This window comes from Noviherbaspirillum humi, assembly GCF_900188095.1.
Taxonomy (GTDB): Bacteria; Pseudomonadota; Gammaproteobacteria; order Burkholderiales; family Burkholderiaceae_D; genus Noviherbaspirillum; species Noviherbaspirillum humi.
In genome coordinates, this window is record NZ_FZOT01000002.1 from 257,339 (window position 1) to 280,150 (window position 22,812).

General features: G+C 63.1%; 28 protein-coding genes and 1 pseudogene. 10 read left to right on the forward strand and 19 right to left on the reverse strand.

Annotated features, from left to right (window positions below; translation table 11 throughout):
- Nucleotides 1–8 precede the first annotated feature (8 nt).
- The 10 genes from CHB88_RS04530 to CHB88_RS04570 all read right to left on the reverse strand — a co-directional run bounded on the left by CHB88_RS04530 (nucleotide 9) and on the right by CHB88_RS04570 (nucleotide 9,106).
- Entirely contained in the window at nucleotides 9–560 is a 552-nt protein-coding gene (locus tag CHB88_RS04530; RefSeq protein WP_089398106.1) for a hypothetical protein, read from the reverse strand.
- On the reverse strand, nucleotides 557–1,624 hold the full coding sequence (locus tag CHB88_RS04535) for a PilW family protein (RefSeq protein WP_089398107.1): 1,068 nt from the start codon (nucleotides 1,622–1,624) through the stop codon (nucleotides 557–559). The genes CHB88_RS04530 and CHB88_RS04535 overlap by 4 nt, the downstream gene beginning before the upstream one ends.
- A gap of 11 nt (nucleotides 1,625–1,635) precedes the next feature.
- The gene (locus tag CHB88_RS04540) at nucleotides 1,636–2,220 is read right to left on the reverse strand and encodes a type IV pilus modification PilV family protein (protein WP_245844741.1); all 585 of its coding nucleotides are present in this window, start codon (nucleotides 2,218–2,220) and stop codon (nucleotides 1,636–1,638) included.
- A complete protein-coding gene (locus CHB88_RS04545) occupies nucleotides 2,214–2,720 on the reverse strand; it encodes a GspH/FimT family pseudopilin (RefSeq protein ID WP_089398108.1) in 507 nt (168 codons plus the stop codon). Before CHB88_RS04545 ends, CHB88_RS04540 begins: the two co-directional genes overlap by 7 nt.
- 6 nt (nucleotides 2,721–2,726) lie before the next feature.
- Nucleotides 2,727–3,152: a type IV pilin protein gene (locus CHB88_RS04550; protein ID WP_089398109.1), complete on the reverse strand. Its 426-nt coding sequence runs from the start codon at nucleotides 3,150–3,152 to the stop codon at nucleotides 2,727–2,729.
- Between the two features lie 175 nt (nucleotides 3,153–3,327).
- Nucleotides 3,328–5,121 (reverse strand): glycoside hydrolase family 2 protein, encoded by a 1,794-nt coding sequence (locus CHB88_RS04555; protein WP_089398110.1) that lies wholly within the window; start codon nucleotides 5,119–5,121, stop codon nucleotides 3,328–3,330.
- Nucleotides 5,122–5,216: 95 nt separating this feature from the next.
- Nucleotides 5,217–7,403, reverse strand: a complete 2,187-nt coding sequence (locus CHB88_RS04560) for a family 1 glycosylhydrolase (protein WP_089398111.1) — start codon at nucleotides 7,401–7,403, stop codon at nucleotides 5,217–5,219.
- 173 nt (nucleotides 7,404–7,576) lie between these two features.
- Complete coding sequence (locus tag CHB88_RS04565; protein WP_089398112.1) at nucleotides 7,577–8,101, reverse strand: glycine zipper 2TM domain-containing protein; 525 nt, start codon at nucleotides 8,099–8,101, stop codon at nucleotides 7,577–7,579.
- Between the two features lie 273 nt (nucleotides 8,102–8,374).
- Nucleotides 8,375–8,578 (reverse strand): hypothetical protein, encoded by a 204-nt coding sequence (locus CHB88_RS24155; RefSeq protein ID WP_143131119.1) that lies wholly within the window; start codon nucleotides 8,576–8,578, stop codon nucleotides 8,375–8,377.
- 243 nt (nucleotides 8,579–8,821) lie between these two features.
- A complete protein-coding gene (locus CHB88_RS04570; protein WP_089398113.1) occupies nucleotides 8,822–9,106 on the reverse strand; it encodes a hypothetical protein in 285 nt (94 codons plus the stop codon).
- A gap of 74 nt (nucleotides 9,107–9,180) precedes the next feature.
- Here CHB88_RS04570 and CHB88_RS04575 point away from each other — a divergent pair, with 74 nt between their 5' ends.
- The 3 genes from CHB88_RS04575 to CHB88_RS04585 all read left to right on the forward strand — a co-directional run bounded on the left by CHB88_RS04575 (nucleotide 9,181) and on the right by CHB88_RS04585 (nucleotide 10,870).
- Nucleotides 9,181–10,188, forward strand: a complete 1,008-nt coding sequence (locus tag CHB88_RS04575) for a Bug family tripartite tricarboxylate transporter substrate binding protein (RefSeq protein ID WP_089398488.1) — start codon at nucleotides 9,181–9,183, stop codon at nucleotides 10,186–10,188.
- Between the two features lie 54 nt (nucleotides 10,189–10,242).
- Nucleotides 10,243–10,473, forward strand: coding sequence for a hypothetical protein (locus CHB88_RS04580; protein WP_089398114.1), 231 nt, complete (start codon nucleotides 10,243–10,245; stop codon nucleotides 10,471–10,473).
- A 145-nt stretch (nucleotides 10,474–10,618) separates the two neighbouring features.
- The gene (locus tag CHB88_RS04585; RefSeq protein WP_176442308.1) at nucleotides 10,619–10,870 is read left to right on the forward strand and encodes a DUF1488 family protein; all 252 of its coding nucleotides are present in this window, start codon (nucleotides 10,619–10,621) and stop codon (nucleotides 10,868–10,870) included.
- A 9-nt stretch (nucleotides 10,871–10,879) separates the two neighbouring features.
- Here the strand turns inward: CHB88_RS04585 and CHB88_RS25800 are convergent, their stop codons facing one another.
- On the reverse strand, nucleotides 10,880–11,011 hold the full coding sequence (locus CHB88_RS25800; RefSeq protein ID WP_281254978.1) for a hypothetical protein: 132 nt from the start codon (nucleotides 11,009–11,011) through the stop codon (nucleotides 10,880–10,882).
- 203 nt (nucleotides 11,012–11,214) lie between these two features.
- Here CHB88_RS25800 and CHB88_RS04590 point away from each other — a divergent pair, with 203 nt between their 5' ends.
- Complete coding sequence (locus tag CHB88_RS04590) at nucleotides 11,215–11,517, forward strand: hypothetical protein (protein ID WP_089398116.1); 303 nt, start codon at nucleotides 11,215–11,217, stop codon at nucleotides 11,515–11,517.
- 860 nt (nucleotides 11,518–12,377) lie between these two features.
- Here CHB88_RS04590 and CHB88_RS04595 read toward each other — a convergent pair.
- Together CHB88_RS04595 and CHB88_RS24160 are read right to left on the reverse strand one after the other, a co-directional pair.
- Nucleotides 12,378–12,560 carry a hypothetical protein gene (locus tag CHB88_RS04595; RefSeq protein WP_089398117.1) on the reverse strand — a complete coding sequence of 61 codons (183 nt, stop codon included), beginning with the start codon at nucleotides 12,558–12,560 and terminating at the stop codon, nucleotides 12,378–12,380.
- Between the two features lie 220 nt (nucleotides 12,561–12,780).
- On the reverse strand, nucleotides 12,781–13,794 hold the full coding sequence (locus tag CHB88_RS24160) for a hypothetical protein (RefSeq protein WP_217900128.1): 1,014 nt from the start codon (nucleotides 13,792–13,794) through the stop codon (nucleotides 12,781–12,783).
- 154 nt (nucleotides 13,795–13,948) lie between these two features.
- Here CHB88_RS24160 and CHB88_RS04610 point away from each other — a divergent pair, with 154 nt between their 5' ends.
- From CHB88_RS04610 to CHB88_RS04625, 4 genes and pseudogenes are all read left to right on the forward strand, one after another.
- Nucleotides 13,949–14,194 carry a hypothetical protein gene (locus CHB88_RS04610; RefSeq protein WP_089398120.1) on the forward strand — a complete coding sequence of 82 codons (246 nt, stop codon included), beginning with the start codon at nucleotides 13,949–13,951 and terminating at the stop codon, nucleotides 14,192–14,194.
- Nucleotides 14,187–14,441, forward strand: coding sequence for a hypothetical protein (locus CHB88_RS04615; protein WP_089398121.1), 255 nt, complete (start codon nucleotides 14,187–14,189; stop codon nucleotides 14,439–14,441). Before CHB88_RS04610 ends, CHB88_RS04615 begins: the two co-directional genes overlap by 8 nt.
- Nucleotides 14,442–14,635: 194 nt before the next feature.
- Nucleotides 14,636–14,860 (forward strand): annotated as a pseudogene (locus CHB88_RS25490) (J domain-containing protein); the annotation flags it as partial.
- Between the two features lie 334 nt (nucleotides 14,861–15,194).
- Nucleotides 15,195–15,470 carry a hypothetical protein gene (locus tag CHB88_RS04625; protein ID WP_089398123.1) on the forward strand — a complete coding sequence of 92 codons (276 nt, stop codon included), beginning with the start codon at nucleotides 15,195–15,197 and terminating at the stop codon, nucleotides 15,468–15,470.
- Between the two features lie 145 nt (nucleotides 15,471–15,615).
- Here the strand turns inward: CHB88_RS04625 and CHB88_RS04630 are convergent, their stop codons facing one another.
- The gene (locus CHB88_RS04630) at nucleotides 15,616–15,819 is read right to left on the reverse strand and encodes a hypothetical protein (RefSeq protein WP_089398124.1); all 204 of its coding nucleotides are present in this window, start codon (nucleotides 15,817–15,819) and stop codon (nucleotides 15,616–15,618) included.
- A gap of 237 nt (nucleotides 15,820–16,056) precedes the next feature.
- Between CHB88_RS04630 and CHB88_RS04635 the strand changes: the two genes are divergently transcribed.
- Nucleotides 16,057–16,563: a hypothetical protein gene (locus CHB88_RS04635; RefSeq protein WP_089398125.1), complete on the forward strand. Its 507-nt coding sequence runs from the start codon at nucleotides 16,057–16,059 to the stop codon at nucleotides 16,561–16,563.
- Between the two features lie 18 nt (nucleotides 16,564–16,581).
- On the opposite strand, the gene CHB88_RS25030 is transcribed toward CHB88_RS04635, so the two are convergent.
- A complete protein-coding gene (locus CHB88_RS25030) occupies nucleotides 16,582–16,926 on the reverse strand; it encodes a hypothetical protein (RefSeq protein ID WP_176442310.1) in 345 nt (114 codons plus the stop codon).
- A gap of 216 nt (nucleotides 16,927–17,142) precedes the next feature.
- Here CHB88_RS25030 and CHB88_RS04645 point away from each other — a divergent pair, with 216 nt between their 5' ends.
- Nucleotides 17,143–17,394 (forward strand): hypothetical protein, encoded by a 252-nt coding sequence (locus CHB88_RS04645; protein ID WP_425436070.1) that lies wholly within the window; start codon nucleotides 17,143–17,145, stop codon nucleotides 17,392–17,394.
- A gap of 19 nt (nucleotides 17,395–17,413) precedes the next feature.
- On the opposite strand, the gene CHB88_RS04650 is transcribed toward CHB88_RS04645, so the two are convergent.
- The 4 genes from CHB88_RS04650 to CHB88_RS04665 form a co-directional block, all read right to left on the reverse strand.
- Complete coding sequence (locus CHB88_RS04650; protein ID WP_089398127.1) at nucleotides 17,414–19,033, reverse strand: tannase/feruloyl esterase family alpha/beta hydrolase; 1,620 nt, start codon at nucleotides 19,031–19,033, stop codon at nucleotides 17,414–17,416.
- A gap of 140 nt (nucleotides 19,034–19,173) precedes the next feature.
- Nucleotides 19,174–19,902 carry a family 16 glycosylhydrolase gene (locus CHB88_RS04655; RefSeq protein ID WP_089398128.1) on the reverse strand — a complete coding sequence of 243 codons (729 nt, stop codon included), beginning with the start codon at nucleotides 19,900–19,902 and terminating at the stop codon, nucleotides 19,174–19,176.
- Nucleotides 19,903–20,055: 153 nt separating this feature from the next.
- Nucleotides 20,056–21,294, reverse strand: a complete 1,239-nt coding sequence (opgC, locus tag CHB88_RS04660; RefSeq protein WP_089398129.1) for an OpgC domain-containing protein — start codon at nucleotides 21,292–21,294, stop codon at nucleotides 20,056–20,058.
- A gap of 80 nt (nucleotides 21,295–21,374) precedes the next feature.
- The gene (locus CHB88_RS04665) at nucleotides 21,375–22,811 is read right to left on the reverse strand and encodes a DUF3131 domain-containing protein (RefSeq protein WP_176442311.1); all 1,437 of its coding nucleotides are present in this window, start codon (nucleotides 22,809–22,811) and stop codon (nucleotides 21,375–21,377) included.
- Nucleotide 22,812: the final 1 nt, after the last annotated feature.

Below are 22,812 nucleotides of genomic sequence, written 5' to 3' on the forward strand. Positions count from 1 at the left end.
TGATGGAATCAGGGACAGGGATTGATCGCCTCGGCGCGTATGGCGGCGCCCTGGTTGACGGTGATCTGCGTTTCCCTGACGGTGTCGGTGGCCTTGGCCTGGATGTCCCACAGCATGTTGGCGCACATCGAATTGTTGTTCGTGGCGCCGACCACGCCGAAGTCCTGGCCGACATTGATCAGGCAGCCGGCATCGTTGGGGTCGGCATAGTCGAGCGCCCCCACCGGCAGGATCTGGGTGGAGACGCAGGTCGGCGTCACCTTCACCACCACGTCGCTGGCGCCGTCGCCGTTGAAGTCGCTGCAGGTGGTATTGGCGCCGTTGCAGGGGCTGGCGATCGCATTGGCCGGCGTGGTCATGAAACGCGTGCTGCTGACCGTCTGCTCGATCGCCGCCTGCGCCGCCGGCAGCATCTGCGCCTTTTGCTGCGCATTGCCGACGATCTGCAATTCGTTCTTGTTGATGCGGAAGGCGGTCACCGCCAGCAGCGTCATCATCAGCAGCATGATCATGCCGACCAGCAGGGTGGCGCCGCGCTCGCGCTGTCGATTCATCGTCATGATGCATTCCTTCCGGCGGCATTGTTCAGGCGCACGGTGCTCGAATACACCCGGCGCTTGTAGCCGTCGCCCGCGGAGGGCGTGAACGTGTTGTCGCTGCCGTCGGCCTTGTAGCCGAGGGTATAGGTTTTGCCGTCGCTATAGCCGGGGGCCGGCGTCCGGGTGCGCACCAGCAGGCTGACGCGCGCGGCCACCGCATTGCGCCAGTAGCCGACGCAGGTCTGGCCGCTGCAGCCGTTGTAAGTGTCGGGATCGGCGGTGTACACGCCGGGCGTGCCGGTCGTCGGCTGGTTGGCCACCGTGCCCGAGTCCAGGCCCCACTCCAGCTGCATGCTCTCCACCCCTTCCGCGACCGGATAAACGGTGAAGCCGTTGGCGCCCAGTTCCGCCCGCTTGAGGGTCGGTATGCCGTCGCCGCTCTTGTCGTTGTTGGCGATGAAGTAGATGTGGGTGCGGAACTGCCGGATCGGCGCCAGGGTCGCGCAGTCGCGGGCATGGCGGGTGAGATTGGCGGCGTTCGTGTCGAGGGCGTAGTAGCTGGCGACAGTCGTCGCGGACAGCTCGCTGGCGTTGCTGCAGGCCGACGCCTGGAAGTAAGGCGCGCCGGCGACGGCCGCATCGCAGCCGGTCTCGCCCACGGCGCAGGTGCTGACGCGGCGCACGACGAGAATGTCGGTGCCGCTGCGCACGTCCGACAGGCAGGTCGGCGCATTGGCGCTGTTGTCATAGCCTTGCACTCCCAGGGGCAGCGCGGCTTGCAGCGTCGCCAGATCGGTGGCGCAGGCATCCGGCTTGGCAGCCGGCGTGGCCAGCAGCTTGACGTTCATCTCGCCGAGATATCCGGCATTGCGCAGATCGTCGGCCAATGTCTGGATCGCGTACAAGCCGTTGTCGTTCTGCTGGTTGGCGCGCTCGATGTCGTCCCGGGTCCGGTTGTTGCGCACGAAGATGGTGATCAGCCCCGCCAGGATGATCAGGCCGATGGTGATGGCGATCATGAACTCCACCAGCGAGTAGCCCTTGCTGGCGGACGAAGGGGCGCCGGGCCGGAAGTATCGTTGCATGGTTCTGGTCCTCACAGGCAGCTCGGCAGGCCGATGCTGACGTCCGTGGCGATGGCGCGCCGATAGGCGTCGTCGCTGCCATACGAGCCCTGTCCGCAGGTCAGGCTGGGCGCCGAGATGCGGCTCATGCCTTGCCAGCTGACGGTGACGCGGTAGATGCCGGGCGCGCAGACTCCGGTCGTGGCATCCGGCGCCTGCACCTGGGTGATGCAGGCCCGCGCCCCGATCATGGCGCCCTGCCTCGCTCCCTTGCTCTGCTCCGCCGCGCCCTTGAGCGCATTGCTCCATTCGCACAGATCGCGCGCCGGACCGGTGGCAAGGGTGGCGCAGGAGGCAGGCTGGTTGTCGCCGGTGCCGATGGTGCCTGCATTGAGGTAGCTGGATGCCAGTGCGCGGTTGGCCGAAAGACGTTCGCTGATCTCGGCCAGCAGCACCACGGCTTGCGTACGCTCATGGGCCTCGAACTCCGCCACCTGGATCTTGCTTTGCAGCGCCCCAAGGCCGAGCAGGCCGAAAGCCAGGATGACGACGGTGACCAGCACCTCGATCATGCTGGCGCCGCGCTGGCGCCCGGTTTGGCAAGCCGTGTTCAGCATGTCGTCCCCGCCTTGATGTACGGCCGGCCGCTCGGATCGGCCGAGACGCACTGATTCCCGTTGCCGGAACCCGTCCCGCTCTGCACCACGAACATGGGCGCGCTGCCGCTTTGCAGGCGGCCGGAACTGCGGTACACCACGCTGGTCGGTCCGGCGATCGTCAGGCCGCTGAAGGCGCTCTTGTCATCCAGCACCTTCGAGCTGGCCTTGCTGTTGGCGTCCGTGATCTGCCAGCCGTTCACCCAGGCGCCATTCTTCGGCGCCAGGGTGACGTCGCCGCCGCGGGTAATGGCCTCGCTGCGGGTACGCGCCAGCGACGAATAGATTTCGGTGGCCGCATTCTTGGCGCGCTGACCGGCGACGAAGCCGGAAAAGGAAGGCGCGGCCATCGCCGCCAGGGTGCCGGCAAGGGCCACGGTCACGACCATCTCGACCAGGGTGAAGCCCTGTTCTTCAGGGGAGGCGAAGCCGCGACGGGATGGCATCAAGGGACTGGACATGGCGCCTCACCAGGCGGACGATGGCAGGCGGGCGCCGGTATTGTCCAGGCTGAGTGTCACTTCGGAAGCCTGGGAGGTGCCCGTCTTGGGGGTGGCGGTGATCGAAAACACCGGGACCGGATTGGCGCTGCTGGTGCCGGTATTGCAGCAATTGATGGTGTAATAGGCGGCGACATCGCTTGGCGTGGTCGTATTCAGCGTGGCGAGGTCCGGCGCGTAGGCGCGGCTATCGAGCAGGTATTGCTGCTGCCGCTGGGCCACCTCCATCAGGAAGGCTTGGGCAGAAGCACGGCGGCCGCGCGCCACATTGCCTGAATAGCTTTGAACGGCGATGCCGATGATGATGCCGAGGATGACGATGGCGACCATCAGCTCGACGAGGGTGAAGCCGGCGGCGCGGCGCTTCTGTGACTGAAAAGGCAGGGAGGGCATGAGTTTTCGTAGGCGCAATCTATTTCCACATGGAAATATATTAGACGATATGCCGCTGCCTCACCAGAATTCCTGACGAGCGTGATGGTTTTTTGGAAGGACGGTTAGTAAAAAGCGGAAAACTTGAAAAAGCGGCAATCAGTTCAATCCTGATTGCCGCTTTTTTGCCACAGCATCAGATGCCGTAAGTCCGCTTGGCACCGGGCTTGATGTTGCGGGTGGCGTCGTGGATCTGCTGCATCGGCAGCTTGGGCGTGCGGTCCGCGGTGAGCAGGCCGTTGGCTTCCTGGTAGGTATCGGCGAACTGGGTGTAGCAGAAGCCGCTGAACATCGGCGTTTCGTTCACCACCTCCAGCAGGCGGCGGTAGGCATCGTGGAACTGCTGGTCGCTCTCGGCCTCCGAATAGCCCCAGACTTCATTGACGCCCTTCTCCGGCCGCTTGCGGTAGGCGATGCCGCCGAATTCGGTCAGGATGATCGGCTGGCCGCGGTGCGGATAGCCATCCAGGGTGAGGATGCGGCCGCCCGGACGCCGGCGGTCGAACAGTTCCTGGGTGGTGACGGCATTGCCGTAGCGCGCCTGCAAGCGCTCCGCATCCGGATCGTAGTCGTGGATGCCGAGCAGGTCCGTCGCCGACGCTTCCCAGCCGTCGTTGCCGATCACCGGCCGGGTCGAGTCCAGCGTGCGCGTGAGGTGGTACAGCGCTTCCACGGCATTGCGATGGGCCTGGGTCGAGGTCAGATTGGGCACGCCCCAGGATTCATTGAACGGCACCCAGACGATGATGCAGGGATGGCTGTAATCGCGTTCGATGACTTCGGCCCACTCCTTCACCATGCGGGTGATGGCCAGCGGGCTGAAGCGATAGGACGAGGGCATCTCTTCCCACACCAGCAGGCCCAGCTTGTCGGCCCAGTAGAGGTAGCGCGGGTCTTCGATCTTCTGGTGCTTGCGCACGCCGTTGAAGCCCATCTCCTTCGCCAGCTCGACGTCGCGCCGCAGCGCATCGTCGGAAGGCGCGGACAGCAGGGTTTCCGGCCAATAGCCCTGGTCCAGCACCAGCCGCAGATGATAAGGCCGGCCATTGAGCATGAAGCGGTCGCGGTTGATGGCCACCGAGCGCAGCGCGGTATAGGACTTCACCCTGTCCAGCACTTCATCGTGGTAGCGCAGGACGATGTCGACGTCGAGCAGGGTCGGCCGCTCCGGGCTCCACAGCAGCTCATTGCGGGAGTCGTCGATGCCGGGGTCCGACAGCGCGATCTTGCGGTGCGCCTCGCCGCCGATGATCTGGTAATGGTCGTCGGCCAGGATCTTGTCGCCGTTGCGGATGGTGACGTCGACGGTGAGGTCGTTCTCCAGGTCGCCATAGACGAAGGTCTCGCAGCCGATCTCGAAGCCCTCGAAATGCGGCGTCCAGCGCAGCTTGCGGATGTAGGTGTGGTTCACCTTTTCCAGCCATACCGCCTGCCAGATGCCGGTGGTGCGCGGATACCAGATGGAGTGCGGTTCCAGCTGCCAGTCCTGCTTGCCGCGCGGCTTGGCGAGGTCGTGGGGATCGTCTTCCACCCAGACGGTGAGCGTATGCTTCTCGGCTTCGCCGAGAGCCCGGGTGATATCCGCCTGGAAAGAGCTGTGTCCGCCCTCATGGTCCACCACCTGATGGCCGTTGACCCATACCCGGGCGCGGTAATCGACCGCGCCGAAATGCAGGATCACCCTGCCGTGCGGCTCGGCCTTGACGTCGAATTCGCGCTCGTACCAGACGGAGCGGTGGAAACCGCGGTCGCAGATGCCGCTGGCTTCGGATTCGGGCGGATACGGCACGTTGATCTGATGCGTCCAGCTGATCGGATCCGACGGATGCTTGTATTTCTTCTCGTTATCGAAGGCAAACTTCCATTGGCCGTTGAGCGATTGCCAATGCTCGCGCTGGAGTTGCGGCCGCGGGTAGGCGGTATCAGCCATTTAATTTTCCTTGCAAGGATGATCACCCGGTTTGGAGTATTTACCGGCAAGGCTGTTCCCGCTTTCCGCGCAAGAAATGGCCGGTATTTCCACCTTCATGCCACCGCGCGGCTTCCTTCCTGCGCTTCCCAGGGCAGCGTGTTCTCCCTGAAATAGCGCTGCAGGGCATTGGTGAAGCCGGGCAGGATCAGCCCGCGCTCGCTCGACAGCGCGGTGACGGCGCGGCCGGCATCGGCGCTCCTGCGCACCAGGCCCGGGTCCAGTCCCGCCTGCTGCGCCGCCTGCCGGGCGAATTCGTACCATGACACCATGCCGGGATTGGCCAGGTGCCAGATGCCCTTCTCATGGTCGGTCACCAGATCGAGCGTCGAATGCACCAGGTCCGGCACATAAGTCGGCGACACCATGACGCCGTCGCTTGCCTCGAAGGGCCGGCCGGCGGCAACCTCGCGCAGCGCGAGATGCACGAAGTTGTGCCGGTCCCAGGGTCCGAAGAAGGCGCTGGTGCGGATCACCAGCGCATGGTCCGGGCAGGCCTGCAGCACCCGGCGTTCGGCCTCCGCCTTGCTCTGGCCATAGATGCCGACCGGCGCCACCGCATCGCTCTCGACATAGGGCCGTCCGAGGCTGCCGTCGAACACCAGATCGGACGAAAAGGTGACATAGGGAATGCCGAGTTCGGCGCATGCCTTCGCCAGCACTTCGGCGCCGACGGAATTTTCGCGGAAGCAGCGCTCCGGCTCCTTCGCCGCGTCCGCCACCCGCACATAGCCGGCGGTATTGATCACCGCCCACGGCCGGTGGCGCAGCAGCGCCGCCTGCACCGACGCCGGATCGGCGATATCCATGTCGGCCCGGCCGAGCAATTCGTGCTGCAGATGGCGCGATTCGCAGATGCGGGCGAAGGCCCGGCCGAGCGTGCCGGTGCTGCCGGTGATCAGCAGCTTGCGATGGGTGCGGATGACGCGCGGCTCGCCTTCCCGCGGCACCGGGGCGAGGTAGCGGTCGTCGCGCTGCCACCAGCCGAGGCCGTCGAGCGCCGGATGATCGAAGTCGCCGGTGTGCGCCAGCGATTTCACCGCGCCGGCGACGGCGGTGGCGCGGGGCGGATCGCAGCGCACGTCGAAGGCGCCGCTTTCGTAGAAGCCGTTGCGCTCGATCAGCAGCGAATTCCAGTCGACGCAGCCGAGCAGCGACCAGACGGTGACGGCCCGCATGTCCACGCCCTCCTGCTTCAGTCCGGCAGCGGCGTCCCACACCTGCTTCAGCCAGCGCAGCTGGTCGTCGCGGGCGCCGCCATGATGCACTTCGGTGACCGCGATCGGCAGCCGGTAGCGCTCCCACACCTCGCGCAGCCGCAGGTCGGGCCCCGTAAGGCCATCCACCTGCGGCACCCGCACCGCCTGCACGTCCACGTAGCGCGGATGGCCGTTGGGATGGAAAGGCTCGGGATAATCGCGGATGCGGCGGTCGAGGAAGCGTTCGCTGGTGAGGTAATGGTTGATGCCGATGATGTCCGGCGCACAGGGCGCATCGACGAACTCCGCCAGCTGCGCCTCGCTGATGCCCGCCTCGAGGAAGGCTTGATGCCAGGAATGACGGCGGTCGATGCGGCCGCACAGCAGGTCGAAGCTGAGCCAGCGGCGCTCGTTCTCGTAATCCGCCTGGTGCCGCAGATTGGGCATGCTGAAGACCTTGCCCATGTCCTCCGTCTGGATCAGCTGGGCTTCGGGCGTGACGCGGCGGATGGCGCGCATCGCCAGCAGCGTGCCGCGGCACTCGTGATACAGCGCGCGCAGCATGGTGGCCACATCGCGTCCATGCGGGTACCAGTGGCCGTACAGGGCGCTGAAGCGGGCGGTGGTCAGCGGCTCGTTGACCGGCGTGAAGCGGGTGATCCAGGGGTAGCGCTGCGCCACCCGTTCCGCGTGCCGCGCCAGCAGGTCGGGAAATGCCGGGTCCAGCAGGCTGGTGTAGCGCGGGCCGCTGCCATGATGAACCAGTCCGGCGATGGGCGCGATGCCGAGTTCCCGCAGGCGCTGCAGGCGCGCATCATGCCAGCGCCAGTCGCACGCCTCGGGGCGATCGGGGGCGACGGTTTCCCACAGGACCGGATAGCGCAAGGTTCGTATGCCGAGCGCCGCGATGGCGTCCAGATCCTGCAGTCGCCGATGATGTCCGGTTTCCTCGATCTGGTTTCGGTAGCTGTCCTGGATGCGGACGACCGTGCATTCGAGTCCGCCCCAAAGTTCCAGCGACCGTTGCGGTGATGTCGTGGGCATGTATGGTGACCGGAAGTTGAAATCAGGTCAGAGTGTGCCCAAACTGGCGCAGGCGGCATTGCGAAGGTTCAAGCGGCCCGAGGGCAAGGCGATTGGCGCGCCCTGCCATGGCTGCCCAGGCACGGCGGAAAAGCACGGGAGAACACGGGCATGCGCCCGGTTCTCCGCGTCAATCACAACTGCGGAACGACCGACACGCGCAGGCGGATGCGTTCGCCCGGGTGGTAGGGAAGCACGCTGGTATGGGTGCGGCCCTGGTATTCATAGGTGACGGCATAGCCGTTGGTGCGGGTCTGCCAGTGATCCACCATGCGGCAGCGCTGCACCGGCTGCTCGTAGACGGTATTGGGCGCGGCTGCATAAGCGCCATTGTTCTCGACCCGGTCGCCGGCGATCGCGCCGGCAATGGCGCCCACCGCGGTCGCCACCGTGCGGCCATTGCCGCCGCCGACCTGATTGCCGAGGATGCCGCCTGCCACCCCGCCGAGGATGGAGCCGCCCATGCCGCGCTGCTGCGGTTGGGGCTGCTGTACCTGAACGTATTCGGTGCGGCACTCCTGCTGCGGCTGATTGTATTGCTCGGTTTGCGGCGCCACGGCGACGACCCGGCCGTATTCTTCGAAATCGGCGGCCTGTACGCCGGCGGCGGTGAAAAGCATAGCCATCAGGGCCGCGGAAGTGGGAATGCGCTTGTTCATGAACTCTCCTGTGCATGCGAAATCGACGACATGATATCGATTAAACGCAGGAAACAAAAAAGTCGGTGACGCAGGAGATGTAAGGATTTGTAAAAGCGCTGGGAAGGCCTTCCGGTGAAACCGCGACTGCGCAAGGAGAAGGATTGATTCGCGTTCGGCGCCGGATGGCAGACGCTGACGACAGCGCCGTTTGAAAAGGTTGGATTGCAATTCCGGCAACAGCAGCGCGGCGTACCTCGTGCCGATCAGGTTGCGGCACCGGGTGCGATCGATTCAGCTCGACTGGTCGCGGAAGACTTCCTCTTCGGTCAGGTAGTCCATGGCGCAGGTCTTGTTGCAGAAGCGCTTGACGCTGTCGAGCGGCTGATTGCAATACCAGCAGGCGCCTTTCGGCTTCAGGCTGGCTGTTGCCTTCATCACGTCCGGAAGTTGAGTGCCCTGGAGAGCGCCACTGTCAATCGGGGTTGCATCGTCCATGATTGGCCACCAATAGGAAAACTTGACCGTTGCCGAACCGGCGGGACGGCGCCACAGCGGGTCGTGGCGGGTCTCCGGACGGCTTGAGCGAAGTATAGGAACAAAGCCTTTCCATGCCTACCGTCGATGCGCCAAGTTGGCCAAATATTGACGCGCATCATTCAACCTCGATCCGGCATCGCCGGCCGGCCTCGTGGTGATTGCCAGCCCCGCGCATCCGTGGTTGCAACCGGCCGGCAAGGCTCAAACCGGCTCGATCGAATGCTCGACCTCCGCGCTTTCGTCGCCCACCTTGCTCTGCCACGCGCGCAGGAAATAAGCTTTTTCCTCTTCCGAAGGCTGCTCGTACCAGGCCACCAGCAGGCGTCCCTTGTGGTCATGGATGTGGCGGATCTTGCCGAGGAAGCCGCCATTGCCGGCGGCATCGGCGAGGCCGACGGCGTAGCCATATACCCGGTTCAACCGCTCGAGACGGTCCGGCTCGGTGCTGCTGTTGGTGGCGGTGATGGCGGGATGGTTGAGGTACATGCTTGGCTCCTAGTAATCCATTACACTGCATTTCCGTTTTCTGGCCATTGTCCGTTTACCGCGTCAATTTCTCAATGAAAAAATCGTTCCGACGGCTGCTGCTGATTTCCATTCCCGCCCTCGCCGGGATCATTGCCGCCCTTCCCGCCCGCGCGGATGCGTATCCTTCCAAGCCCATCCGCTTCGTCGTGCCCTATCCGCCGGGCGGCCCGCTCGACGCGGTGGCGCGCATGCTGGCCGACAAGATGAAGGATGGCTTGGGCCAGGTCGTCGTCGTTGAAAACAAGCCGGGCGCGGGCGGCAACATCGGCGCCGATCTGGTGGCGAAGTCGGCGCCGGACGGCTATACCATCGTCATGGGCGCGGTCGCCACCCACGCGATCAATCCCTGGCTGTATCCGAAGCTTCCCTACGATCCGGTCAAGGACTTCGCACCGGTGTCGCTGGTCGCCACCGTGCCCAACGTCCTGGTGCTGAACCCGGATACCGCAGCCCGGCTCGGCATCGGCTCGGTGAAGCAACTGGTGACCTATGCCCGCGCGCATCCCGGCCGCCTCAACTATGCATCCGGAGGCAATGGCAGCGCCGGCCACCTCGCCGGCGAACTGTTCAAGATGTCGGCCAAGGCGAGCATGCTGCATATCCCTTACAACGGCGCGGCCCCGGCCCAGCTCGGCCTGCTGGCCGGCCAGACCGACCTCATGTTCGACAACATGGCTTCGGCATCGCAGAACATCCGCGCCGGCAAATTGAAGGCACTGGCGGTGACGACGGCAAAGCGCTCCAGCCTGATGCCGGAACTGCCGACCATCGCCGAGGCGGCCGAGGACAAAGGGTTGGCGGGCTTCGACATCTCGACCTGGTTCGGCGTGCTGGCGCCAGCGAAGACGCCGGAAGCGATCGTCAATCGGCTCAATGCGGAAATCGTCCATGCGCTGCATGCGCCCGACGTGAAGGAACGAATGGCCCGCCTTGCTGCCGAACCGGCACCGACCACGCCCGGGCAGTTCGGTGCATTGATTCAGTCCGAACTCAAGAAGTACGCCGCCGTCGTCAAGGCTTCCGGCGCGAAGGTCGACTGAAGCAACCGCATCGCGGCGGCGCATGCAGTCGCCGCGACTCAACCAGGCTGATGCATGCAGCTCGTTGTCGAATCCCGTCCCGGATTGCATGGCGATCCGGATCCCGCCAGCTTCCAGCTGGGTGGAAGGCAGATCGACGTCGTTTCCATCATCGATCGCTGGCGTGCGCCGGACCATGCCTACTTCAAGGTGCGGGGCAGCGACGATGCGCTCTACATTCTGCGACTCGATAGCGGCTCCGGCCTGTGGGAGCTCACCCTCTTCAAGGCGCCCGGCATGCCTTGAGCTTGTCCTGCCCTGCTGCTTCCATCGATCTGCCTCAAGCCCTCACCCCGTTACGGGTTGACTGCAGTCAAGGAGGCGGTGAAAGCCCTCATTACCATCAAGCATGTTGGTTTTCCTGATGGACAATCGTTACATGGGGGATGAAATGAGAGTCGCTACCGCACCTAAGGCCACCGAAGAAGGCGTGCTCTTCACCGTGGAAGTCGGCTTTCGCGAGCGCGAATGCCTGGTGTCCCGCAATGCTTTGACGCGTCTGCGGCGTACCGGCAGCAGCGAGGAGGACCTGCTCGATACCTACCGCGCCTTCGAAGACCGGATTCAATCGGTGGCGCGGCGCATGGTGGTGGCGGGCGCTTCCGGGTCGCCTCTCGTGCTGTTCGCCTCCAGCTTCAACTGACTGCATCGATTACATCAATGCGTTGATTCTGCTGAACCGCGGCGCACGCCGCCGTTCAGGATCCCGCTCCGGCGGCTCGCCTTCCTGTCCGCTCTCTTGCCTGCACTCGCCGATCGCCTTGCCCGGCAAAGCGTTCGGCATGTCCCCTCCTCTTTGCCGGTTGCCGCGTTTTCACGCAGCATGATTTTCTCCTTGTCTCGCTGCTGCCTATTTTTTAATCAAATCAAATCCGCAGCATTCACCGCAAAAACGTGCGGGGTTCAATGAGAATTATCAAAAATCTATATATTGTCTTGGTCACAATACGACGAACGCAAATGGCTTCACACCACCGAGGAGCAGACATGGAAACTTCGAAATCGAACGAGCAGCTCCAGTATGATCCGAACCACTTGCTGGAGTCCCTCATCCAGAAGCTCAATCTGAAGAACGATGCCGCGTTGTCGCGCGCGCTCGAAGTGGCGCCGCCCCTGATCAGCAAGATCCGTCATCGCCGCCTGCCGGTCGGCGCTTCGCTGCTGATCCGCATGCATGAAGTGTCCGATCTCAGCATCAAGGACCTGCGCGAACTGATGGGCGACCGCCGCAACAAATTCCGCATCAGCGATAAGCAGTTCAAGCCCAAGGCAGCGCAAGCGCACGCCTGAGGCGGCACGGGCCGGCCTATCCGCAGGCAGTATGCGCTGCCTGCCTCATGCGCTGCAGAATTGCGGCGTGGCGGCGTCTCCATTCAGGCAGGTGCCATGCCGGCCAAGCAGGGACTGGGAAGAACTGCAGCGGGCACATGCGAGCGCTTTCTCCGGCACCTGCTGGCAGCGCCGCAGCGGCCATTGCGCCTGGCCCGCCCTGTCCCATCACGCCAGGTCGATTGACATCGAGGATGCCCGCCGGCCTCCTCGATCACCGGCGTATCACCGATACCCAGCCATGAAACCAGCCAATCAGCATCGCCCGCCTTCCGAACCGAGTCCGGACGACGATCCGATACCCGATCAGGGACCGACGCCAGACAAGGAACCGGTGCCCAATCCGCATCCGGTTTCCTCACGCTAGAAGCACTGCATTACACCGTTCAGCAAGTGGCAGCTGCGTCCGCCAGGACCGAGGAGCACATTGCCCGTACCGCCTTCGTAGCGCTGGCCCGATGTGCTCCAGCATCCCGAAGCGTCGCAGATGCCGGTGTTCACCGGCGCGGGCGGCGACGGCGCGGCAGGTACTGCGGGCAGGGAGGCCGGCGGCGCTGTCTGCTGACCGGGACCGGGGGGAAGAACCGGCTGCCCGTCGACGATCAGCCGAGATGCCGCGGGTGGCGCCGAAGGTAGTGCTGCCCCGCGATGCTGCGCAGGCGGAAAAGCGGACACCGGCAGCGGTTCGCCGCGCGGCTTGATGCTGGCGGAAGTGCAGGCGGATAGGAGAATCGCCAGCGCCGCAAGCGTGATTTTTCCCATACCGCGCCTTCATGCCTGGCGTTCGCAGGCCAGCCGCAATCAACTCGGCTGGAAGCCTGCTACAAGCCCTTGGCGAGGTAAAGGGCGGGAAAAGCGGCGATCGTCCAGAACTCCATGACGGCGTCGATGAAAGCCTGATTGAGTTCAAGTGCCTGTTGATAGCTGTCCATGCCGACCACCCTGTATGCTGAAGGAAGATGCAGAATATCAATCCGGGAGTTGGCGAAGTTGAGCTGCGTCAATTCCCCGCGGGTCTTCGGTTTTCTTCAAAACCTTCCCTCAATCCCGTCATTTCCCGACTTCGGATTCAAACAGGAAATAGGTCATATGGCATCCAAGGCATAGGCTTAATATAGTGAAAGCGCAGTAAATCTCTTCCTCCTTGGATGGCTTAACCCGCAAACGCAAGTTTGCGGGCTTTTTTTTGCGCCCCCGATTTCCGAATCAGAATAAGCCCAGGGCTCAGGGCAGTACTCTTCCGCCTACCTGCAGCGACTTGATGTTCCAGGTGCGCAGCGCCTGGATGCTGTTGCCGGCCGCGTCCTCGGCATGCCGCACATATTTCACCGGCCCGAGGTCAGGGGCGAAATAAGCTTCTTCCGAATTCACCACGCCCCGCTTTTCCCCCGTGCCGGAAACGATGAGGTAGAAGCGATAGGTATTCGAGAAATGCGCCACGCTGGCGGTACCCCACGGCAGCGCCAGGTTTTCAAAGCCGCGGAAGACCTGCGCATATTCGATGCGAAAACTCTCGCTGCGTCCGTCTCCATCCACATCCTGGTCCCAGGTCCCCTGCCGGATTACCGTACGGGTTTCATCGACGGCGTAAGCGGGGAATGCATATTCCCGAATCAGCCCGATCTGCTGAGCCGCCGCTGGCGGAATGGAGGCATCGCTGGTGTAGTCGATATAGAGTCCATCTGCCTTGCGCACGAAGACGCTGCTGTCTCCCGGATTCTGGTTATCGATTTCGAGAAGTGCGCCTTGCTCGCCCTCTGCCGTCGTGGCAAGGGAAGTCACCAGCCGGTTTCCGCTGCCAATGACGCCGCCGCCTGCGTCGGCCTGATCATAGAGCCAGCTGTCGCCGTAGGCGGCGGGCATCAAGTTTATCCCCGACAGGTTGATGGTGGCGCCCGCCGGCGGGGTTTCGCTGGCGATGGGCGCGGCGGAGAAAGCGGGGGTGTCGGTCCCGGTGCTTACCCGTGGGGCGCCGGCATTGACGCTCGATGGATTCTGGTTTGCCGATGAGCCGCCTCCGCCACACGCGGCAAGTATCAGTACGCAGCTTGCGCCAGCCAGGATTTTATTGAGAGCGAATATCTTGGTTTTCATCTGAAGAAGGTAAGAGGTCGCAAGCCTTTGCGTGACGATGGCTTTAACACGTTCATATTTCGGATACCGGCTGACATAGACCGCAAGAAATTTCTTCAGTTCAATGAATTTATATTCTGCGCTCGCCTGTACTGGTTCAAGCAAGGAAGTTGGTTGGCTTCCCGCGATGGCAAACGGGAAAAGCCGACTCGTTTTTGTAATGGCCGGCAAGGCATCGAGTGAACAATCCAGCCTGCATTAAAGATTTATCGCAGCCATGCCCGTGATGTATTGGGTTGACGCGCCTGCGCAGTGACGAATGGCGGAATTCGCTGTCCAATTCCGGAAGAGCCCTGCCCAGAAACGAGTGAAAGGTTTTGACGAAGCGGCGATGCAGGGCGCATGGCAGGAACGGGTTTCATTTATGTCTTCGCCGGTGACTAAGGCCGAGACGGGAAAGCGCAAGTCGATTTCTATCTTCCAGGAAAAAATCCTATGTCTCTGGAGAACTATTTCGGCTTTCGCTTGCCTATCCATCTTTGCCAAGAGGAAATTCTATGACTGACCGGGAAATGCATGATCTGATCATCAAGTGCAAACTCAAGGGGAATGCATCTTGGGAAGTGCTTTTGTCCCAGTTTTCGAGGCAGCTGGTCGCCATCTCCGATCGGCTCAGCGAAGATGAGCTCTACTCGTTGATGGATATCGCCATGACCTGCTACCAAAAGGGCTATCAAGAACTATGGGCAAATGACGAAGCAATGGAAGCGATCAACCGCGCCCGCTTGTCATCCCGCCAGTCCTCGCAGTAGGCCGGTTTTCTTGATGAGGCGGCACCATGCCTGGAGGAATCGATTTGCACGGCTTCTTGATTACTCACAGAAACCGGCTGCGTAATGTCTTTACAATCAGGTCCTGTTAATGAAGAAAATAGCGCCCTCGCCGGTTTCGCCGCCATAGGGATACCCATAGGCGAGGGCTTCGGCAATTTTCGTGGATAGTCTCAATGGCCCAAGTGCATACGCATTACGACAATCTCAAGGTGGCGCGCGACGCCCCACCGGAAGTCATTCGCGCGGCTTACAAGACCCTATCCCAGAAGTATCACCCGGACCGCAATCCCGGCAACGCGGAAGCGATACGCATCATCCAGATCATCAACAGCGCTTACGAGGTATTGTCCGATCCGGTGAAGCGCCAGGAGCACGATGCGTGGATCGCCCGCACGGAAGCTGGCACCGGCGCTTTCTCGCAGCGCGGAAGCGGCAAGCCCTTCTTCCATGGGTCGAGCGGCATGGGCGCTGAACAGCGGACGCAGGGCCGCCATGCGGTGCGCAAGCGCGTGCGCCGCAAATCCGGGGGAAGTTCAGGCTCGGCGATGGAAAAGCTGAGAATGATGCTCGGCCGATTTTCCCGAATGCTGTTTCCCCGCATGTAGGGGAATGGCCTGAACGGCCGCTCCCCACGCGTTCTCCGCGCTCGGTCGAGCCGTTCAGCTGCACCAATCTAGGGAACCTGGTCCTTGTCAAGGTGTCAATACACCGTAACGATTGATGAGGTCCTGTATGGAGCAGCTAGAACAAGTCACATCCACCTACAATCCGAATCGATTGCTGGACGCGCTCATTGAGCGCCTCAAGGTCGGCAGCGATACCGGGCTTTCCAAGAAACTCAAGGTTGCCAAGAATGTCATCAACAGCATGCGCCTTGGCACCATGCCGGTTGGCGCATCCATGCTGATGTGGATGCATGAAGCCACCGGCATCAGCATGGCCGAATTGCGCGCCCTGCTCGGCGACCGGCGAATGAAGTTCCGCGTCGGACGCATCATCGCGAAATAGCTTCAGGCCTTTAGGCCGCAGCGGCCAAAACGAAATCCCCGCCAGCGCGAGCCGCGGGGATTTTTCTTTGCCTTCCCGGTTTTCCTTGCCCGAAGGGCGCAGGCGAAGGGAAAACGGCCTCGCGGCCATCCGACTTCAGGCTGCGTCATGCATTCGGTCGCGTGCGCACCTGACGCAGCAATTCCTCAGTGATTTCCACAATCGTCTTGTTGCCCCATCCGGAAGCGACGAGGGCATCCAGCTCCCCATAGCGCCGCGCCTGGTCTGGATGCGTACCCGAAGCCACTCTTTTCATGAATTGGGAAAAGACGGCGGCGTGGTCAGATTCATCAGGTTTGTTCTGGCTCATATTCCCCCCAAAGGGAGCTTAGTTTTCGACATTCAACTTTAGTTCTCTCACGGAAAGCAAAAAACCTGTCGAACCATTTAGACAAACTACATCACCACAATGTGCCTGATAAATCGATTCTTCTTATGGATGCGATGGAAGGCGATGACCGGCAAGCCCAACCATGGCGCCCGTCAACGGGACGGCGCAGGGAAAATGGTAAAACGACATCATGATGCGTACGCCGCGGGAGCCCACATGAAACACCTGATCCGGATGTTTTCCGGCTTGTACGGATTGGCGGCCGTTTTCTTCGTCGCCGTTGCCCTGCTGCTGGTCGCGATCGCCGTGATGACAGCATGGTCGGCGCTAAGCGACGGGCTCACGCCCAATGCGGCGCAGGACATCATCGAAGCCATCGGCCTGATGGCGATCGCGGTCATGGCGCTGCAGATCGCCCAGACCATTGTTGAGGAGGAAGTGGTGCGCGATGCCCATATCAGCGCGCCGACGCGGGTACGCCGCTATCTGTCGCGCTTCATGGTGGTCGTCGTGGTGGCCATTGCCATCGAGGGACTGGTGGCGACCGTCAAGGCGCTGCACGAGAACATCGCCCATCTTCCGCATGCGGCATCGACGCTGATCGGCGCCGCGGTGCTGCTGGCTTGCTGGGGCTGGTTCATCCAGCTCAACCGCGCGGCGGAAGAACTGGAGCCGGAAGCGATGCAGCAAGCCAAGAGCGAGGACCGGAAGCTGGAAGGCTGACCCCCTGGACCGCGCCGCTCACCAGCCGAAGCCGAAGCCGAATCGTGCGCCGTGGCGGCTGCCGTAGCCGAAGTTGAAGTACATCGGCGGCCCGACATAGACCGGCGCGGGCACCGTATAGACCGGTGCCGGCATGACGTAGACCGGAGCGGGAACGGGCGCTGCCGTTCCTGTGGATGGCGGCGTGGCTTGCGCGGCGCCTGCCGCTGTGCCGGATGGCGGAATGGACGGCGTCTGCAGCGCCGGATAATAAGTGGGATAGCTCATCGGCACCGCCTGATAGGCGGTATAGCCGTCCACCGGCACCGCCACGCAGCCGCACAATGCCCCCGGGATTGCCAGGGTAAGCCAGAATCGCGTCATCGCATCCTCATCGCCAGCCAATCCGGCGCATGCCGTTTCAATCCAGTCTACGCCACCGCTGGACAAATGCCACCCTGCCGCACAACGTGCTTCAGAGACCCGCATTGAATCAATTGCATGATTTGCCCTCCAATGCACATGAACCATCATTTCATCACGAGGAGCATCATGAAAAAATTCGCTTTCACCGCCTCCCTGCTGCTGTCCCTGTTCGCCATGACTGGCACGGCGGAAGGCAAGGGATGCCTCAAGGGTGCTGCGGTCGGCGGCGTGGCCGGCCATGTGGCCGGCAATCATGGCGTGCTGGGTGCGGCGGCCGGCTGCGCGGTGGGACGTCACCGCGCCAACAAGAAGGAAAAGGCTGAAAACACGGCGGCGCAGAACAATGCGAACGCCTCCAGCGGTACGAGCGGCACCAGCGGCACGGCTGCTAACGGCAACTCGGGCAATACCGCTCCGGCACGCTGACCGACCTATCCGGTCTGCCTCAGCCGACGCAGCGGAAGCTGCCGGCTGCGGCCGCATCCCCGCCCTGGTACCGCGGCCATTGCGGATAGGGACACAAGGGCCGCGCCCTGCCTCGCGTCGCGGCGTTCAGGTCGACGCCCGTCATGGTGGCAGGCAGGCTGCCACGTTCCACCCAGGTGTCCAGCGCATCGAGCGCCTCCCAGGCCGGCACGAAGGCACCCCCGCCGTGGCCGAAACCGGGCACCGTCAGCAGGCGGATGAAGGCATTTGCTTCTTCCCTGCCCCAGCGCAGCACCTGGCCTTCGTAGTAGGCGATGGTGGCGTTCGGGCTGATCACCTCGTCCGCCAAGCCATGCATCAGCAGCAGCTTGCCGCCGCGTTCCCGGAAGCGGGAAAGATCGGGGTTGGCCGCGCCGACTTCGTTCGACAGCCCCCTCAGCCGCTGCCGGAAGCCACCACCCTCGCGCGGGTCGAAGGCGAGCGACGAACGCGCCGGATCGCGGGCGACGAAATGACGGAAGAAGGCATCGCCCTGGGCGAACAGATAGCCGTTGCTGAACACGTTTGGCGGCTGCGTCAGGCGCGGTGACGTGCCGAGGCCCAGGCTGCCGGAGAAGTCCGCGCCTTGAAGAATGTTGTACCCCGGGTGGCGGTCCACGCCGGCCGCCAGCGGATAGCGCAGCAGCAGATCATCGGCAAGCGCGCGCACCACGCGCAGCTGGGCATCGGACAGGCAGGCGCTCGCCGCGCCATCCCTGCCGCCCGGGCAGCGCAGTGCCGCGAAAATTTCCGGCGCCTTGGCCCGGCAGGCCCGAACATCGCCGATGATGCCGTCGGCGATGCCGTCGTCCGCATCGCACGAGGCGAGCGCCCGGGCGCGAATGAGCGCCTGCTTTTCCCTTGGAATGAAGCCGCCTTCCACATAGGCCGCCTGCCCGACGCGAATGCCATGCAGCCGCACGCCGACGAAGTTGATGGCCGGCGCAATGGCCAGCACGCCGTCGTAGTCCTGCGGCCAGCGCTGCGCCGCCGTCATGGCTTCCCGTCCGCCGGTCGACGCGCCGGCGAAATACGAGCGGCGGGGAGCGCGGCCATAATGCAGCCGGATCAGCGCCAGCGCCGCGTCATGCGCCTTCTTGATGTGGGCATGGCCGAAATTGGCGAGGGCCGCGTCGTTCAGCGCGAAGCGCGCATCATCGCCAGCACCGGCATGGCCGGAATCGGAGCCGTAGGTGGCATAGCCTTGGGACAGCGGTGCGGTCAACGAGGCGAAGGGAATGGGCCCGGTGCCGGTCACCACAGCGCCGTTGTAGGCGGAGCCGCCCATCTGCACCGCCTTGCCGTTCCACTGAAGCGGCAGATTGAGCTGAAAGCGGATCTCGGGCGTGTCGCTCTCCAGTGCCCGGATGCTGGCGGTGACCCGGCAGTAATCGCTCAAGCGGCGGGCATCGCTTTCATCCCGGATGGCCTCGGCGGACAGAACCGTGGCGCCGCCGGTCGGCAGGCCGATCTGCTGCGGCCTCACCACGCTGCCGGCAAGATCGGCGCAGGCAAGGGCCGGCGCTGCCTGCCGTGCTTCAGGCGTTGCGCAAGCCGCCAGCAGCAACGCCACTAATGGAAATGAGGCAAGCACGGCCATCCTGCGGATCGACCGTGCGGAAACGCGATTCGCCGCGGCGCTTCTTCTCATTGAACAAGGCATGCTGCCTTGACCGTCGTCGGCCGGAGCGGTTCCGGCCCAGGCACACTTCTCATGGCGCTTGGGCTGGCGCGCGCTGCTTACTTGCCGATCCAGACCGAGCCATACTTGGCGACACCCGCCTCGCCGTTGTAGTAACCCGGAAAATAGACTGCCCAATCCTGGTTGTCGCCGTACCAGGCATTCATCATCAATTGCATCGGCACCGCAACGGCGCCAGTGGCGACCCGGCGCAATTCCACCCACTGGCCGGCATCGGAGTAGGCGAACCAGGCGATGCTGTCCGGCCGCCATTCGATGCTGTAATTGCGCATGCCGCCGTAGGGATTGATGCCGTACTGAGCCAGGTCGATGTCCAAGGGATTCTGCTGGCCTGCTACCCAGTAATTGGTGTGCAGCGTGCTGGTGCCGCCCATGAATTCGATGTCGATCTCGAAATGGCTGGCCGTGCCGGCGGTGCCGGTGTACAGGAAGAAGGAGCTGATGGTGCCACCGACATTGGCCGGCTGCATATTGACGATGAAGGAACCGTACTGCCAAGCCTTGGCGGTGCGGACCTCGGCGCATTTGCCCGAACTGCCGCTGAAGCTGAGGCTGAGCATGCCCTTGCTCTTGCTGACATCCTGGCTGGAAAACGTGCAGCCGAAGGGATGGCCGTTGACCCAGCTGCTGATCTGCCAGGCGCTGCCGAGGCCGCCCTTGGTGTCGAAACTATCGTAGAAGACCTGATTGGTCTGGGCACGGGCGCCCTGGCTTGCGAGGCAAGCGGCGGCTGCCAATACGGCAGCCAGTTTTCGACACTTCACCATCTTGATTCCTTTGCTGTGCTGCCACTTGCCTCTGCCAAGATGACAGGAGAGCAGTGTTTATAAGCAACAATGTTGCCACACAGAAATCAATTCAGTAAAGAGGTGGCTGCATTTCTTTGTAGAAATAAGACAGCGTGCTGAGATTCTGCCTGGTTAATGCGGTATCCAGCGGAACAGGAACCGCGTACGGATCATGAGCCAGATGAGTAAGAGCGCGCCGGCATGGATGGCCGTGTTCACTGCGATGCTGTGCATGCCGGGCAGCGGCGTGTTCTCGACCAGGAGAATCAGGTAGATATGCATGAAGAACACGTACATCGATTCCTGGCCGAGGGGGATGAAGAGCCAACCGAGCAGTCGGTCCAGCGGCTTCCATGCCACCGTCAGCAGCGCGTAGAGCGCGATCAGCAGTACCACATTGTTCAGCACCCGGCCCGGGCCGAGCTGGTACTTGAGGAAGAAATGCCTGTACCACCAGCCGAAGGTTTGGGCCGGAATGACTTCGATCACCGCCCAGTCGGGCAGCTGCGGCAGCGGGTGGTTCAGCGAGAAAACGATCATCAGACCGGAAAGCAGCACGCAAAGCCAGACCAGGAAGATCCCGGTACCGGTGCGGAAGAAGGCCAGCAGCTGCTTCTTGTAGTAGCCGGCCAGCACGCCATGCACGAACAGCAGCTGCCAGGCGAGTGAAGGAAAGGCGTACTCGAACTCGGCCCAGGTGAGTCGGATGGCGGCGGTGCCCGGCGTGGCTTCCGGCGCGAGATAGTTGACCAGGTAGGCCAACCAGCTGGCGAGCATGAGCAGGCGCACATGGCCGCGGTCGATGGCCCAGAAAATGAGCGGCGTAAGCAGGAACAGCACCACGTACAGGCCGACGATCTGGAACTGGTGCGGTCCCGCCTTCATGAAGAACACGTAGAAGAAAGTGACGATGGGCCGCTCATGAAGGTCGGGATAGAGCGGATAGGTCTGGCCGGTGACCGGGTCGGTGAAGGTGGTGAGCGCGTTGGTATCCAGGCCGGGCACGAGGCGCAGCAGCGCGATGGACCCGGCGACGATGAAGGCGATCCGGTACAGGGTCCAGGCGCGCCTGACCAGCTTCCAGGTGCAGGTGGCGAGGCCTTCGGTCTTCAACTTCTTGCCGTAGACGGCCCCCGTCACCACGCCGGCCAGGATGATGAAGGTCTCGGCGGAGGAAACCACCCCTATCCTCTCCCAACCGATCAGCGCGAACCAGGAGAAATAGTTGAAGTGGGCGGTGAACAGCAGCAGGAACACGAAGCCGCGCAGAAAATCGATGCGCAGGTCGCGCGTGCCGCCGGTATCGCGATAGCGCCAGCTGTCGGCAGGCAGAGCCGGGCTGGCGGAGGCGGTCGGCGGGACCAGGATCAACGGTTAACTCCGACTGGATGATGTGAGCACATTCCCGGCAGTATCCTGCGGTCCGCATGCACGCTGCGCCGGCTTCATGTTCATTGCCCCGACAGCGTCTGCCGCTTGCCGAGGCGGGTATTCGGCAATTTCGCATCGCAGATTGGCCGCTCGATGGGATAGCACCGGTTGGGCGGCGCAAACGCATCCTGCTGCTGCGCCTGGAAATAACCGGGCGTGGCATCGCCCGGATAAAGCTGGCCCCAGGCCTTGAACATCAGCGATTCCAGTACCGCCGCATTGGTCGACAGCGTGATGTTTTCCTGGATCGCGCCGCTCTTCTCCAGCCGCCCTTCGTACCAGCCGCGTTCCGGATCGTAGAGCGACTGCACCACCTTGATCAGCTCGTCGGTATAGCCGGTCGGCCATACCGCCCACATGGCGAATGCCGCCTTGGTCGACACCAGCGCCAGATCGGGATACTCCTTGCCGTCGTTGCCTATGGTGTTGAAGGGATAGCCGGCCGCGAACACCGAGTCCAGCACCTGATACGGCGCTTCCTTGATCTGGTAGTCGGTGCGGGCGGTGAACACGTTCTCGCGCCGGTAGCGTTCTTCCTGCACCTGGTAGACATCGTTGGCGAGCTTACGCAGATCGATGCCGCCGGCTTCGCTCATGGCGAGCCTGCTCGGATAACGCCAGCCGAATTCCATGCCCATCAGCGCGTAGGGCATGGTCGCCACCGGCGCCTGCGCCTTGGTCAGGCGCGGGTCGCGCGCATCGTAGTAAATGCGGCGGCCAAAGATATTGAAGGCTTCCATGCCTTCCAGGGAGGCGGAATGCTTGGTATCGAAGCCCCACACCGCGTAGCCGGCGCTGGTGAGCTGCTCGTAGCCGAGCCGGCCTTCCTGGTATTCGGTGGACTGGCCCTGGCTGCGCGATGCGCCGAACATCGTGCCGCAGTCGTCGATCACCTTGCAGAAATTCCAGCGGAACACCACCTTGTCGAAATACTCGCGGAAGCGCGGATAGCGCTCGCCGGTGATCTTCATCCACATCATCAGCCGGCCGATGTCGGTGGCCGACCAGCCGATGTCCTCCGGCTGGTTGCCGAAGTTGACCATGGCGCCGGACTCGATGTTGTACACCTTGGCCGGCACCGCGCCATAGGACAGCGGCATCTTGTAGAGGAAGTTGAGGATCTTGGCGATGCGGGTGTCGAACTCGCGCTGCTCGATCAGCTCGAGTTCGTAGGCGGCCACCGTCGCGGCCAGGGTATCGCCGAGCTGCCACATGGTGAGGGTCAGGGCGCGGTCGGTGCCGCCGGTCAGCCCGGTCTGCGGATGGGTATTGGCCTCGAAGTAGCGCCACGCCGCCTTGGCCCAGGCGGTTTCCTTATCGGTCAGCTTGCCGGCACGGCCTATGCCGCCGGCATGCCGGGCATGGTCGGCGACGTTGGCTACGCCGCGCGCGACCACGCCGCAGCCGGCAGCGGCCAGGCTGAGTCCCAGCACGAAAACCGTCAGCAGGCGTTTCACG